We start from the raw sequence: 13885 nt of genomic DNA, 5'->3' as shown, positions 1-13885 counted from the left end.
TCGACGATCAGTGCAGGGCCTCTTCGGCCTTCTGGATGGCGGCAAATTCCTCTTCCGGCGTACCGGCCACCAGATGATGACGGCTGTAGAAAGCAAAGTAGCCGATCAATACCGCGTAGATCACGGCGGCGCCGATCACCACGCGCGGATCGACCAGGAAGCCGGCGACCACGGCGATGCACGCCAGCACCAAGGCCAGGCCCGAGGTGAAGATACCGCCTGGGGTGCGGTAGGGTCGCTCCATCTTCGGCCGGCGAATGCGCAGGGTGATGTGCGCGGCCATCATCAGTACATACGACAGCGTGGCACCGAAAACCGCCACCAGAATCAACAGGTCGCCCTGGCCGGTCAGCGACAGGGCGAAACCGATGATCCCCGGAATCACCAAAGCCATGACCGGCGCCTTGCTCCTGTTGGTCTGCGACAGCTTGCGCGGCAGGTAACCGGCGCGCGACAGGGCGAAGATCTGCCGGGAGTAGGCGTAGATGATCGAGAAGAAGCTGGCGATCAAGCCCGCCAGGCCCACCAGGTTGACGAAGCTGCCCATCCAGGTGGAGCCGCCGTAGGCTTTGGCCAGCGCTTCCACCAACGGGTTGCCGGAGCTCTTGAGTGCCTCTGAACCGGCTCCGCCAGGGCCGACGATGAGGATCAGCAAGGCGAAGGCGAGCAGCACCAGCATCGCCCCGATCAGGCCGCGTGGCAGATCGCGCTTGGGGTTCTTGGTTTCTTCGGCGGCCAGCGGCACGCCTTCGACCGCCAGGAAGAACCAGATGGCGTAGGGAATCGCCGCCCACACCCCGACATAGCCGAACGGCAGGAAGCTGCTGGCCCCGGCGGCGTCCGTTTTGGCGATGTCGAACAGGTTGGCTGCATCGAAATGGGGCACCATCGCCAGCAAAAACACCGCCAGGGCCACAGCGGCGACCGCGGTGATGATGAACATCAGCTTCAGCGCTTCACCCACGCCGAAGATGTGGATGCCGATGAACACCACGTAGAAGGCCAGGTAGATCATCCAGCCGCCGATGCCGAACAGCGACTGGCAATAGGCACCGATGAAGGTAGCGATGGCGGCCGGGGCAATGGCGTACTCGATGAGGATGGCGGTGCCGGTCAGAAACCCGCCCCAGGGCCCGAAGGCGCTGCGCGCAAAGCCATAGCCGCCGCCTGCGGTGGGAATCATCGATGACAGTTCGGCCAGGGAAAAGCACATGCACAGGTACATGGTGGCCATCAGCAGGGTAGCGAGAAACATGCCGCCCCAACCGCCCTGAGCCAGGCCGAAGTTCCAGCCGGCATAATCACCGGAGATCACATAGGCGACGCCGAGCCCGACCAGCAGTACCCAGCCGGCCGCGCCTTTCTTGAGTTCACGTTGCTCAAAGTAGTCTGAACCGACTTTTTCGAAGTCTACGGAGGACCCTGCCGGCGCCCCGGCAGATTGATCGCTTGGCATAGTTTCACCTGTTGTTTTTCTTCGCGGCCAGAAGGGGTTTCAGGCCAATGGTGAGTGCTGTTGCATGAACCGCGCCAGAGCGGCGCAAGCCGCAAGCTAGAAGCGAGACCGAGCTACGATACGGCCCCGCTTTTACTTGCCGCTTGCCGCTTCAGGCTTGCCGCTTCAGAAGAAGCCCAGGGGGTTGATGTCGTAGCTGACCAGCAGGTTCTTGGTCTGCTGGTAGTGGTCGAGCATCATCTTGTGGGTTTCGCGGCCGACACCGGACTTCTTGTAGCCACCGAACGCGGCATGGGCCGGGTACAGGTGATAGCAGTTGGTCCATACACGGCCGGCCTTGATGCCGCGGCCTACGCGGTAGGCACGGTTGATGTCGCGGGTCCAGACCCCGGCGCCCAGGCCAAATTCGGTATCGTTGGCAATTGCCAAGGCTTCGGCTTCGTCCTTGAACGTGGTGACGCTGACCACCGGGCCGAAAATCTCTTCCTGGAACACCCGCATGCGGTTGTTGCCTTTGAGCAGCGTCGGCTGGATGTAGTAGCCCGTGGCCAACGCGCCTTCGAGTTTTTCCACCTTGCCGCCGGTCAACAGCTCGGCGCCTTCCTGCTGGGCGATCTCGAGGTAGGAGAGAATCTTTTCGAACTGCTGCTGCGAAGCCTGGGCGCCGACCATGGTGTCGGTGTCCAGCGGGTCGCCACGCTTGATCTGCAGCACCTTCTTCATCACCACTTCCATGAACTGCGGGTAGATCGACTCCTGTACCAGCGCCCGCGACGGGCAGGTGCACACCTCGCCTTGGTTGAAGAACGCCAGCACCATGCCTTCGGCCGCTTTATCGATGAAGCTCGGCTCGGCCTGCATGATGTCTTCGAAATACACGTTCGGCGACTTGCCGCCCAGCTCGACGGTGGACGGAATGATGTTCTCGGCCGCGCACTTCATGATGTGCGAACCCACCGGCGTGGAGCCCGTGAAGGCGATCTTGGCGATGCGCTTGCTGGTCGCCAGCGCTTCACCGGCCTCGCGGCCATAGCCTTGCACGACGTTGAGCACGCCCGGCGGCAGCAGGTCGCCGATCAGCTCAACCAGTACGGTGATGCCCAGCGGCGTCTGTTCGGCCGGCTTGAGTACCACGCAGTTGCCTGCCGCCAGGGCCGGGGCGAGCTTCCACGCGGCCATCAGGATCGGGAAGTTCCACGGGATGATCTGCCCGACCACGCCCAGCGGCTCATGGATGTGATAGGCCACGGTGCCTTCGTTGATTTCCGCGGCGCCGCCTTCCTGGGCGCGGATGCACCCGGCGAAATAACGGAAATGGTCGACCGCCAGCGGGATGTCGGCGTTCAGCGTCTCGCGGATCGGCTTGCCGTTGTCCCAGGTTTCGGTAATGGCCAGCAGCTCGAGGTTCTGCTCCATTCGGTCGGCGATCTTCAGCAGCACGTTGGAGCGGTCCTGCACCGAGGTGCGGCCCCAGGCGTCGGCGGCGGCATGCGCGGCGTCCAGGGCCTTGTCGATGTCTTCGGCACTCGAGCGCGGGAATTCGGCGATTGGCTGGCCGTTGACCGGCGAGGTGTTGGTGAAATGCTCGCCTTTGACCGGGGCCACGAACTCACCGCCGATGTAGTTGCCGTAGCGGCTCTTGAAGGAAACCTTCGCGCCTTCGGTACCGGGATGTGCGTAACGCATGGTGTGTCTCCTGGCTGTTATGTTTGTTGAGGAGTTTCAAAGCGTAGAGCAAAGGCCGGGCCAGCGTGGCGACCCCCAGTGCAATCAATGACTTGGCAGGCGAGGGCCAGCGGCGCCCGAGCGCGGTGTACCAGCCTTGGCGCGGCGCGGGTGACACTTTGTGCCGTTTGCGACACGCAGCCGCTGGCCGCGTTGCAAACCCTGGCTGGGTGGAGGATGCTGGCAGGAGCCTCTATCTGCGGAGCACAACGACAAATGCAGAGCAACTCATTCAGCCGCCATGCCCAGCAAGTGCATACCGTGGCGCGCGGTGAAGCGGGCAGCGATCCGTCCATCGCCCGCTCCTGGCTGCGCTGCCTGGACGACTATCACCTCGATCCCTGCGTGGTCGAAGCGCCGGTGGTGCTCGAACATGGCCGGCTGCTGGAAAGCCGTCAGCGCCTGCGTCAGGTACTGGAAATCGCCGGCGGCGAGATGCACAGCCTGCACCAGCAGCTTTCCGGCGCCGGCCACGCGGTGCTGCTGACCGATGCCCGCGGGATCATCCTCAATTGCGTCACCGCCCCTACCGAGCGCCGCAGCTTCGAACAGGCCGGTTTATGGCTGGGCGCCGATTGGAGCGAGGCGCGTGAAGGCACCAATGGCATCGGCACCTGCCTGGTCGAACGCCAGGCCCTGACCATTCACCAGGGCGAGCATTTCCGTGGGCGGCACACCGGGCTGACCTGCTCGGCCAGCCCGGTGTTCGACCCTCACGGCGAACTGCTGGCAGTGCTCGATGTGTCGTCGGCCCGCCCTGATGTATCGCGCCAGAGCCAGTTCCACACCATGGCACTGGTCAATCTGTCGGCGAAGATGATCGAAAGCTGTTATTTCCTGCGCCATTTCGAGCAGCAATGGTTGCTGCGCTTCCATGTGCAGGCCGAGTCGGTCGGGCAATTCAGCGAAGGTCTGCTGGCATTTGCCGAAGATGGGCGTATCCGCGCGGCCAACCAGAGTGCGCTGAACCTGCTGGGCTGCCCGCGCGGCGCGGTGCTCGGCGAGCCGATCGAGCGTTTTTTCGCGTGCACGCAGGACGAGCTGTTCAGCCGTGCGACGCCAGGCGGCAGTACGCTCTGGTCATTGCATGCGCGCAATGGCCGCCAGGTGTTCGCCAGCCTGCGCGGGCAAGCGCGGACACCCGTGTGGACGGTGCCCGTCAACGCCCCGTCAGCGGCGCCGCCTGCCCAGCCAGGCGTTTGCCTGCTCGATCCACAATTGCAGCAGGCCTTCAGCCGCGCCGTACGTGTGTTCGAGCGCGATGTACCCCTGCTGCTGCGCGGGGAAACCGGCTGCGGCAAGGAAGCCTTCGCCCAGGCTGTGCACCAGGCCAGTCAACGCAGCGGCAAACCGTTCGTGGCGATCAACTGCGCGTCCATTCCCGAGAGCCTGATCGAGAGCGAGTTGTTCGGTTACCGTGGCGGCAGCTTCACCGGCGCGCGCAAGGAGGGCATGCGCGGCAAACTGCTGCAGGCCAATGGCGGTACCTTGCTGCTCGATGAAATCGGCGACATGCCGCTGGCGCTGCAGACCCGCTTGCTGCGGGTGCTGGAAGAGCGCCAGGTGGAGCCGATCGGTGGCGAGGCGCAGGCGCTGGATGTGCGCATCGTCAGTGCCACGCACCGCGACCTGCTCGAGCGGGTCGCCCAAGGCAGTTTCCGCGAAGACCTCTACTATCGGCTAAGCGGGTTGGAGGTGGCGTTGCCGGCGCTGCGCGACCGCAGCGACAAGCAGGCATTGCTGGACTACCTGCTGCGCCAGGAGGCGCAGGGGCAGGCCGTCGGTTTGGCCGCTGAGGCGCGCCAGGCCTTGCTGGCCTTCAATTGGCCGGGGAATGTGCGGCAGATGCGCAACGTGCTGCGCACGGCGTTGGCGCTGTGTGAGGGCGGCATCGTCCAGTTTTCGGATCTTCCCGGCATCATCCAAGCTCACACATCGGGCGCGGCAACAGGCAGGCTCGCCGACGAGGGCAGCGGTGACGCTGCGCAGCGCCAAAGTGGCGCACCGATCGATGTGCTGTTAAGCGCGGAACGCCAGGCACTGACGGACATGCTGCAGGCAAAGCACTGGCACCTCACCCGGGTCGCCGAGCACCTGGGCATCAGCCGCAACACCTTGTATCGAAAACTGCGCAAACATGGGATCAGTCGCAGCGGATAGACGAAACAGCGTGTGCGATTTTTCTTTCCCTGCGATACCCTGCCTCGACGTTTTGCGAGGTCGACCATGCATATTCATATTCTCGGTATTTGCGGCACTTTCATGGGTTCGCTGGCAGTCCTGGCCAAGGCACTCGGCCACCGTGTCACCGGCTCTGACGCCAATGTCTATCCGCCGATGAGCACGCAGCTGCAGGCCCAAGGCATCGAACTGACCCAGGGCTACGACCCGGCCCAACTCGAGCCTGCGCCTGACCTGGTGGTGATCGGCAATGCCATGTCGCGCGGCAACCCGGCGGTGGAGTATGTGCTGAACAAAGGCTTGCCCTATGTCTCTGGCCCGCAATGGCTGGCCGATCATGTGTTGCAAGGCCGCTGGGTATTGGCAGTGGCGGGCACCCACGGCAAGACCACCACCAGCAGCATGCTGGCCTGGGTATTGGAGCACGCCGGCATGAGCCCCGGCTTTTTGATCGGCGGTGTGCCGCAGAATTTCTCGGTGTCGGCACGCCTGGGCGATACGCCGTTCTTCGTGGTCGAGGCCGATGAATATGACAGCGCGTTCTTCGATAAACGCTCGAAGTTCGTGCACTACCATCCGCGTACCGCGATTCTCAACAACCTTGAATTCGATCACGCGGATATCTTCCCAGATCTGGCGGCCATCGAACGGCAGTTCCATCACCTGGTGCGCACGATCCCTAGCGAAGGCCTGGTCATTCATCCGACCCGCGAGCACGCCTTGGAGCGGGTCATCGGCATGGGCTGCTGGACGCCCGTGCAGACCACCGGCGAGGGCGGGCAATGGCAGGCGCGCCTGCTCAGCGCCGACGGCTCACGTTTCGAAGTGCTGTTCGATGGCCAGGTGCAGGGCGTGGTGGACTGGGCGCTGACCGGCCAGCACAACGTCGACAATGCCTTGGCGACCTTGGCCGCCGCCCGCCACGTTGGCGTGGTGCCGGCCATGGGCATCGCCGGACTCTGCGCATTCAAGAGCGTCAAGCGGCGCATGGAGCTGGTCGCCGAAGTCAACGGCGTGACCATCTATGACGACTTCGCCCACCACCCTACGGCCATAGCCACCACCCTCGACGGCCTGCGCAAGCGGGTCGGCGAAGCGCCGGTGATTGCCATCATCGAGCCGCGTTCGAACTCGATGAAGCTGGGCGCACACCGCGACGGCCTGCCGGAAAGCGTCAATGACGCTGACCAGGTCATCTGGTACGCCCCGGCCAACCTGGGCTGGGACCTGGCCGCCACCGCCGCGCAATGCACGGTGCCCAGCGTGGTTGCCGATAGCCTCGAGGCCATCATCGAGCGGGTCAAGGGCCAGGCCCGCCCGGGCACCCATGTGGTGATCATGAGCAACGGCGGCTTTGGCGGCCTGCATGGCAAACTGGCCGAGGCCCTGCAGTGAGCGGGCCGCAGCGCATTACCCTGGCCATGACCGGGGCGTCGGGCGCGCAGTACGGCCTGCGCCTGCTCGACTGCCTGGTGCGCGAAGAGCGTGAGGTGCACTTCCTCATTTCCAAGGCTGCTCAATTGGTGATGGCCACCGAAACCGATGTATTGCTGCCGGCCAAGCCGCAGGCGATGCAGGCTTTCCTGACCGAGTACACCGGCGCTGCCGATGGGCAGATTCGCGTGTATGGCAAGGAAGACTGGATGTCGCCGGTAGCCTCGGGCTCGGGCGCGCCGGCGGCGATGGTGGTGGTACCGTGCTCGACCGGCACCTTGTCGGCCATCGCCAGCGGGGCGTGCAACAACCTGATCGAACGTGCCGCCGACGTGACGCTCAAGGAACGCCGCCAGTTGATTCTGGTGCCGCGTGAGGCGCCGTTCTCGACGATCCACCTGGAGAACATGCTCAAGCTTTCGCAGATGGGCGCAGTGATTCTCCCGGCAGCGCCTGGGTTCTACCACCAGCCGCAAACCATCGATGACCTGGTCGACTTCGTCGTGGCCCGCGTATTGAACCTGCTGGACATTCCCCAGGACATGCTGCCGCGCTGGGGCGAATATCACATCGGTTCGGAAGATTGAGGCGTCTGCTGCTCTTGGGGTTGGCGGCCTTCGCGCTCGGTGGCTGCGCCACTGCCCGGACGTTGGATGCCAACCAACCTGGCGCGCCCGTGGTGTATGCCGGCACTCGCCTGGATCTGTACGTGATCAACGGTGGTTGCTGCCCCAGGGATCGCTTCGGCGCCGAAGCGCCGGCCTATCCCAGGCTCGATCTGCCGGGCAGCCTGTTGCTCGATACCTTGCTGCTGCCGTTGTCCCTGCTGACAGCGGCTGGAGTGGGCTTCAACGCAACCGGGGGCCTGTAGAGGCCTCCGGTGTGTCTGCAGCAGGTCGCGCTATCTATTGCTTGCCGAGCCTGCGTAGTTCATCCGACTCGACGATACGCACGCCGTCTTCTTCCTCCAGGGCCAGGCGCCACAGTGCCCGCGCCAGGGTGCACACCTCGATGCCACGGTATTTGCCCGGCATCAGCTTGGAAAACGGCGACGCCAGTTTCTCGCCCAGGCGCGGTTCGATGCGATCACCCAGCAGCAGCGAGGGCCGCACGATGGTCAGTTGGGGCCAGTCCTGGGCCTTGAGCGCTTCTTCCATCTCGCCCTTGACCCGGTTGTAGAAAATCGACGACTTGGGGTCGGCGCCGATGGCACTGACCACCAGCAGGTGGCGGGCGCCCATTTCCCGCGCGCGTTTGCTGAACGCCACGACCATGTCCAGATCGACGGCGCGGAACGCTTGTTCGGAGCCTGCCTGCTTGAGCGTGGTGCCCAGGCAGCAGTAGGCGATATCGACGCGCCCGGCCAGCTGCGGGAGAAACACGGCCGGGTCACCGACCGGGTTTTCCAGGTGCGGATGCTCGGCCAGCGGCCGGCGCGTGGGCGCCAGCACGCGGCTGATGGTCGGTTCGTTGAGCAGGCGGTCGAGCAGGTGTTCACCCGTCAACCCAGTGGCTCCGGCAAGCAGTACATGCTGAGGCGTCAAGTACATGATGTCTCTCCCTTGTTACAGTCAAGCTTAGCGGCTGGCCGGCATTTTCGCTCGCACTTGGCGCTTGGCTTGAGCCGCGTTACGCAGGGCTTCTTCGGCCTGGTGCTGGCGCAGTTGCTGCCAGTGTGCCAGTACTGCAGGCGGGGCCCACATTTGCGGCTCGGAGGCTTCGAAGCCCTCCCTTCGTTCACGTTCGGCAACACTGTCACGCGCCAGTTCAAACGCTTGTTTCAAATCATCCGTCTGGTTCAGCGCCTGGGCGAACAGGGCATCGCCGAAATAAGTGAAGTCGGCTTCTTCCGAACAGCCGAACGAAACCCGATCGGCACGCGCGGCGGTCATGATCAAGGTGTGCTCGTCCTTGAGTGGCGCGATGTAGCCGCCGGAGTAGCACGCGGAGATGACGATGACCTTGTCGCGGTTCTTCAGCGGGGCGAGGGCGCTGGCCAGGGCGTCGGCCGACAGGTCTGCCAGTTGCAGGCGCGGCTGATCGAGCACCAGCTGATGGTCCTGGCTGCCGTGGCTGGTCAGGTAGATGAACACCAGGTCTTCGGGGCCGCTGCGTTCGGCCAGGGTCCGAGCGGCGCGGCTCAGGCTCTCGCGGGTGGCCATGGGACGGGTCGCCATCTGGTCGCGGTGATTGACCAGGGTGACCTGGCCGTGTGCGCCGAAGCGCACCCTGAGCATATTGCTGACGTAATCGGCTTCACGCAGGAACACGCTTTGCTGGCCGTCGCCAGCCAGTACCAGGCTGTACAGCTGGATCGAGGCATCCGAGCGCGGCACCTGGGCGAGCGCCTCGCCCAGCAGCTGGCCCTGGTTGAGCAGCGCCAGGTCCAGCGGGTCTGGCAGCAGCTTGCCCTGGGCATCGCGCACGCGCACGCCATTGACCCAGCTGCCGCTTTCGGCCTTGCCATTGGCCAGGGTCAGCGTGCCGTGGCCCTGGTAGGCATCATTGTCGAAGCCGCCAACGTAGCGGCTGCCGTCGGGCAGCTGCAGGCTGCCCTGGCCAGCCAGGCGCCAGTCGACGAAGCTGCCTTTGTAATGGCTGCCGTCGCTGCCGAGCAGTTCGCCCTGGCCGGTCAAGGCGCCGTCCTTGAACTCGCCGATCCACACATCGCCATCGGTATTCTCGTAACGGCCACGGCCTTCGAGGCGGTTGTCCTTGAACTCACCGATGTACTGTTCGCCCTCGGCGCTGTCGTAGGTGCCGCTGCCTTGCAACTGGCCATCGACGAAACGGCCGCTGAACTGATTGCCGCTGGCATCGCTGCGCACCCCGGCGCCGTTGGGCTTGCCATGGGCGAACAAGCCTTGATAGCGGCTGCCGTCGGCCAGCTCCAGCTGGCCTGCGCCATGGTATTGATCGTCCTTGAACTGCCCGCGATAGCTCTGGTCGGCTTGCTTGAGAGTGCCTTCGCCGTCGCGTCGGCCATGGCTGAAGGTGCCGGCATAGTGGCTGCCCGGTGTCGTCAGATCGCCCAGGCCGTGGAACAGCCCATGGTCGAACTGGCCGCGATAGACCTCGCCATTGCTGCCATGCCATTCGCCCTGGCCATGCCACTGGCCATCCTTGAACGAGCCTGCATACCAGCTGCCGTTGGGGTAATCGATGCGACCCTCGCCCTGCAGCAGGCCGTTGACGACCTCACCGTGGTAGCGCCCGCCATCTGGCAGCCGGGCATCGGGAGGCGACAGCGACTCGCCATCGCCACAGGCAGCGAGCATCAAGGTCAGGGCGAGGGGAAGCAGTGCACGCATGGCAGGATCCGGGCAATAGATCTGCCGAGTATGCCGCAGAATACGGGGCTCAGGTATCTAGAGCGGTGCGCGAATCGATGGCCGCGCGATTGGCGGGGCACGGCGGCACGCCCCGCAGCCAGAATCACTCAGACGAAGCACAGCGACAGCGGCTCGGCGATGTAGGCCGGCTTGTCTTCGCCTTCGATTTCCAGGGTTGCCGTGGCCTTGAGCAGCCATTGGCCCGGTTTCTTTTCCGTCACCTGGCCCAGCTCCACTTTCAACCGCACCTTGCTGTCGACCTTGACTGGTTGGATGAACCGCACACTGTCCAGGCCATAGTTGACGACCATCTTCAGCCCCTGTGGCAACACCAGGATGTCTTCCATCAGCAGCGGGATCAGCGACAGGGTCAGGAAACCGTGGGCGATGGTGCTGCCGAACGGCGTTTTGGCGGCTTTTTCCGGATCGACGTGGATGAATTGGAAGTCGCCGGTCGCCTCGGCAAACAGGTTGATGCGCTGCTGGTCGATCTGCAGCCAGTCGGAGCGTCCCAGCTCCTTGCCAACGTACTGCACAAGCTCATTCACCGGTACTTGGGGCATCGCGACTCTCCGAGTTGTCATCTGGTACGGACGTACAAGATCAGCACGGTCAAACGGTCCAGTCAAGCGACCCGCAATTTGGCGAATACCGGGGAATAGCCGGGGCATGCTTATAATGGCCAGCATGCCTGAAGGAGATCGTTATGCTGTTGCGTGGTTTGACCTGGCTGGTGCTGTTCCAGCTGCTCGGCACGGCGCTCAACCATTTGTGCGCACCCATTCTGCCTGGGCCGATCATCGGCCTGTTGTTGCTGCTGTGTTTCCTGATGGCCCGCGGCGAGGTGGGCAAGCCGCTGAACGAGGCTGCAGGCAGCCTGCTGCGCTATCTGCCATTGTTGCTGGTGCCACCGGCGGTCGGGGTCATGGTGTACGCCAAGGACATTGCCGCCGATTTCTGGGCCATCGCCGGCGCCCTGGTCATTTCTTGCCTGCTGACGCTGGTTTTCGTTGGCGTGTTGATGCAGAAGCTCATCGATCGCCAGCATCGCAAGCATGAGGAACAGCCATGATCTTCGACTGGCAGGGCGCAATCGAAGCGGTCGTGCACCATCCGTTGTTCGGGATCGGCATCACCCTGGGTGCCTATCAGATCGTCCTCGGCGCCTTCGAGAGGACCCGCTGGATTTTCCTGCAGCCGGTACTGGTGTCGATGCTGCTGGTCATCGGCGTGCTGCTCACCTGCGGTATCAGCTATGCCGAGTATCGCCAGAGCACCGAGATCATGAACGTTCTGCTCGGCCCTGCGACGGTCGCCCTGGCGGTGCCGCTGTACCTGAACCTGCGGCGCATCCGTCAGCTGTTCTGGCCGATTTTTACTACGCTGGTAATCGGAGGCCTGTTCGCCACCCTGTGCTGCCTGCTGCTGGGCGGGTGGTTCGGCGCCGAACACATGATCCTGATGACCATGGCGCCGAAATCGGTGACTTCGCCGATCGCCATGCTGGTCGCCGAGCAGATCGGTGGCGTGGCCGCACTGGCGGCGGTGTTCGTGTTGATCACCGGGGTGATCGGCGCGATCTTCGGGCCGGCGCTGCTGAGCCGTCTGGGGGTGCTCAGCCCGGAAGCGCGGGGCATGGCGCTGGGTATCACGGCGCATGCCGTGGGCACCTCGGTGGCCTTGCAGGAAAGTGACGAATGCGGCGCCTTTGCCGCGTTGGCGATGAGCCTGATGGGTGTGGCCACGGCAGTGTTCCTGCCGCTGGCGGTCAGCCTGGTGGCCTGAGGAGTTGTGATGACGCTACCGCTGTTTCCCCTCAATACCGTGTTGTTCCCCGGGTGTTTGCTGGACCTGCAGATCTTCGAGGCGCGCTATCTGGACATGATCGGTCGCTGCATGAAGCAGGGCGCAGGCTTTGGCGTGGTGTGCATCGTCGAGGGTGAACAGGTCGGCAACGCACCGCCGGTGGTCGCCTCGATCGGTTGCGAAGCGCTGATCCGCGACTTCGTCCAGCAGGAGAACGGCTTGCTGGGCATTCGCGTCGAAGGCGTGCGCCGCTTCGAGCTGAATGCGACCGAGGTACAGAAGGATCAGCTGCTGGTCGGTGAGGTGCATTGGCTGGCAGAGCAACCGGACAGCCCGCTGACCGAGCAGGACGATGACCTGCTGGCGTTGTTGGTGGCGCTGGGCGAGCACCCCATGGTCGAAGCGCTGGACATGCCGCGTGACGTCGATGGGCGCCAGGCGCTGGCCAACCAGCTGGCCTATCTGTTGCCCTTCGTGGAAGAGGACAAGCTCGACCTGCTGGCCATCGCATCGCCCGCCGAGCGCCTTGAAGAAATCCAGCGCCTGCTCGAGCGCATTCAGGGCGAGCTGTTCGCCTGAGCGCCTGCGTTCACTGCCAGGCGGCCCGCGCATCGCAGGCCGCCCGGCCGGTGTTCAATACTGGTAGCGCAGCACTGCCTGCGGCAGTGCGTACAGGGCGAAGAACGCCAGCATCGCGATACAGGCCGGCAGGATCAACCACCAGACCCGCTGCGGCATGGCGGTGAGCGGCTGGCGGTATTGCACCAGGGTCAGGCTCAGGGCGCTGATGCAGCAGGCGAGCAGGGCGCCGGCCATGATGTCGGTCGGCCAGTGGGCGCCGAGATATACCCGTGACAAGGCAATCGCCAGCGCTGGAATGCAGCCCAGCATCACCCAGGTCAGGCGCATGCGCGGCGGCTGACCACGGCCGGCCAGGATGGCCAAGGTCAGAAAGAAGGCGAACGACGCCGAGCTATGGCCGCTGGGCATGCTGTAGCTGGTCAGCGGATCGGTCAGCACTTCGGGCCGGGCGCGGGCGAACAGCCATTTAAGCGTGCCATTGGCCAGGGCGGTACCGATCAGTGTGCTGCCGGCATAAAGGGCGTGACGCCATTGCCGCACCAGCAACAGCAGGCCGGTGAGCAGGCCGCCGAGGAAGAATTGCGTCTTGAAATCGCCCAGCCGGGTCACCACCACCACGGCGCCATCGATGGCCTGGCTGCGGTGCTCCTGCACCAGGGTCATCACCCCCTGGTCGAACTCGTGCAGGTACGGCCAGCCCAGAAACACCCCGGCCAAGGCGATGAAACACAGCCCCGCGATCAGCCGCGTACCATGGCGTCGGTCACGAATGCTGCTGCTCAGGCTCAGCCCAATCAGGACCGCCAAGGTGCCGGCGATGATTCCCGCATCCAGCCAGAAACCTTCCGGTAACGGCAGGCGCATGGCCGCGCCAGTGGCCCAGCCCGGCAGCAGATAGGCGACCGACCAGCCGGCAGCGGCCAGCAGGCTGACGGCGATGAAGCGCGGCAGCGGCATGTCGAACATGCCGGCGACCATCGGCAGCATGGGCCGCAAGGGGCCGATGAAGCGGCCGACCAGCAGGCTGGCGATGCCATAGCGCTTGAAGTACATTTCGGCGCGGCCGATCCACTCCGGGTGATCGCGCAGTAGCGGCAGGCGCCGGATGCCTTGGTGGAAGCGCTTGCCGATGGTGTAGGACAGGGCATCGCCCAGCAGCCCGCCAAGAAACCCCAGCAGCAGCGTTTCACCCAGGCTGAAGGTGCCGCTGCCGGCCAGCACCGCGACGGCGAAGAGCAACACCGTACCCGGCACGATGATGCCGGCGATGGCCAGGCACTCGACGCACGCCACCATGAAAATCGCCACCCCAAGCCACTCGGGGTTGGCACTGAGCCAGCCGGTCAGGCTGTCGAGCCATTGGCCCATG

The 13885-nt window shown here is 64.4% G+C and carries 13 protein-coding genes; 7 read left to right on the top strand and 6 right to left on the bottom strand.

Annotated features, from left to right (window positions below; all coding sequences use genetic code 11):
• Positions 1-7: 7 nt before the first annotated feature.
• Both eat and exaC read right to left on the bottom strand, forming a co-directional pair.
• Positions 8-1456 (bottom strand): ethanolamine permease, encoded by a 1449-nt coding sequence (eat, locus tag ACLEJW_RS20585; RefSeq protein WP_313298834.1) that lies wholly within the window; start codon positions 1454-1456, stop codon positions 8-10.
• Positions 1457-1621: 165 nt separating this feature from the next.
• A complete protein-coding gene (exaC, locus tag ACLEJW_RS20580; protein ID WP_145190442.1) occupies positions 1622-3142 on the bottom strand; it encodes an acetaldehyde dehydrogenase ExaC in 1521 nt (506 codons plus the stop codon).
• Positions 3143-3397: 255 nt separating this feature from the next.
• Here exaC and ACLEJW_RS20575 point away from each other — a divergent pair, with 255 nt between their 5' ends.
• The 4 genes from ACLEJW_RS20575 to ACLEJW_RS20560 all read left to right on the top strand — a co-directional run bounded on the left by ACLEJW_RS20575 (position 3398) and on the right by ACLEJW_RS20560 (position 7667).
• Complete coding sequence (locus tag ACLEJW_RS20575; protein WP_440778153.1) at positions 3398-5341, top strand: sigma-54-dependent Fis family transcriptional regulator; 1944 nt, start codon at positions 3398-3400, stop codon at positions 5339-5341.
• A 66-nt stretch (positions 5342-5407) separates the two neighbouring features.
• Complete coding sequence (gene mpl / locus ACLEJW_RS20570; RefSeq protein WP_313457734.1) at positions 5408-6757, top strand: UDP-N-acetylmuramate:L-alanyl-gamma-D-glutamyl-meso-diaminopimelate ligase; 1350 nt, start codon at positions 5408-5410, stop codon at positions 6755-6757.
• Positions 6754-7383, top strand: coding sequence for a flavin prenyltransferase UbiX (ubiX, locus tag ACLEJW_RS20565; RefSeq protein ID WP_145190451.1), 630 nt, complete (start codon positions 6754-6756; stop codon positions 7381-7383). The genes mpl and ubiX overlap by 4 nt, the downstream gene beginning before the upstream one ends.
• Positions 7380-7667, top strand: coding sequence for a YceK/YidQ family lipoprotein (locus ACLEJW_RS20560; RefSeq protein WP_145190454.1), 288 nt, complete (start codon positions 7380-7382; stop codon positions 7665-7667). Before ubiX ends, ACLEJW_RS20560 begins: the two co-directional genes overlap by 4 nt.
• A gap of 34 nt (positions 7668-7701) precedes the next feature.
• Here ACLEJW_RS20560 and ACLEJW_RS20555 read toward each other — a convergent pair whose 3' ends face one another.
• The 3 genes from ACLEJW_RS20555 to ACLEJW_RS20545 all read right to left on the bottom strand — a co-directional run bounded on the left by ACLEJW_RS20555 (position 7702) and on the right by ACLEJW_RS20545 (position 10691).
• Positions 7702-8346 (bottom strand): oxidoreductase, encoded by a 645-nt coding sequence (locus tag ACLEJW_RS20555; protein ID WP_145190456.1) that lies wholly within the window; start codon positions 8344-8346, stop codon positions 7702-7704.
• 27 nt (positions 8347-8373) lie between these two features.
• Positions 8374-10107, bottom strand: a complete 1734-nt coding sequence (locus ACLEJW_RS20550) for a C13 family peptidase (RefSeq protein ID WP_440778152.1) — start codon at positions 10105-10107, stop codon at positions 8374-8376.
• Between the two features lie 128 nt (positions 10108-10235).
• On the bottom strand, positions 10236-10691 hold the full coding sequence (locus ACLEJW_RS20545; protein ID WP_313302884.1) for a MaoC family dehydratase: 456 nt from the start codon (positions 10689-10691) through the stop codon (positions 10236-10238).
• Positions 10692-10834: 143 nt separating this feature from the next.
• Here ACLEJW_RS20545 and ACLEJW_RS20540 point away from each other — a divergent pair, with 143 nt between their 5' ends.
• The 3 genes from ACLEJW_RS20540 to ACLEJW_RS20530 are packed head-to-tail and all read left to right on the top strand — an operon-like array spanning position 10835 to position 12513.
• A complete protein-coding gene (locus ACLEJW_RS20540) occupies positions 10835-11200 on the top strand; it encodes a CidA/LrgA family protein (protein ID WP_145190465.1) in 366 nt (121 codons plus the stop codon).
• Positions 11197-11913, top strand: a complete 717-nt coding sequence (locus tag ACLEJW_RS20535) for an LrgB family protein (RefSeq protein WP_313457745.1) — start codon at positions 11197-11199, stop codon at positions 11911-11913. The genes ACLEJW_RS20540 and ACLEJW_RS20535 overlap by 4 nt, the downstream gene beginning before the upstream one ends.
• A 9-nt stretch (positions 11914-11922) precedes the next feature.
• Positions 11923-12513: an LON peptidase substrate-binding domain-containing protein gene (locus ACLEJW_RS20530; RefSeq protein WP_145190471.1), complete on the top strand. Its 591-nt coding sequence runs from the start codon at positions 11923-11925 to the stop codon at positions 12511-12513.
• A 54-nt stretch (positions 12514-12567) separates the two neighbouring features.
• Here ACLEJW_RS20530 and ACLEJW_RS20525 read toward each other — a convergent pair whose 3' ends face one another.
• Complete coding sequence (locus tag ACLEJW_RS20525; RefSeq protein WP_440778151.1) at positions 12568-13884, bottom strand: bifunctional DedA family/phosphatase PAP2 family protein; 1317 nt, start codon at positions 13882-13884, stop codon at positions 12568-12570.
• Between the last annotated feature and the right edge of the window lies 1 nt (position 13885).

It is taken from the genome of Pseudomonas sp. SMSB3 (genome assembly GCF_052041965.1).
GTDB lineage: Bacteria > Pseudomonadota > Gammaproteobacteria > Pseudomonadales > Pseudomonadaceae > Aquipseudomonas.
This window is presented reverse-complemented; position numbering and strand designations above follow the sequence as displayed.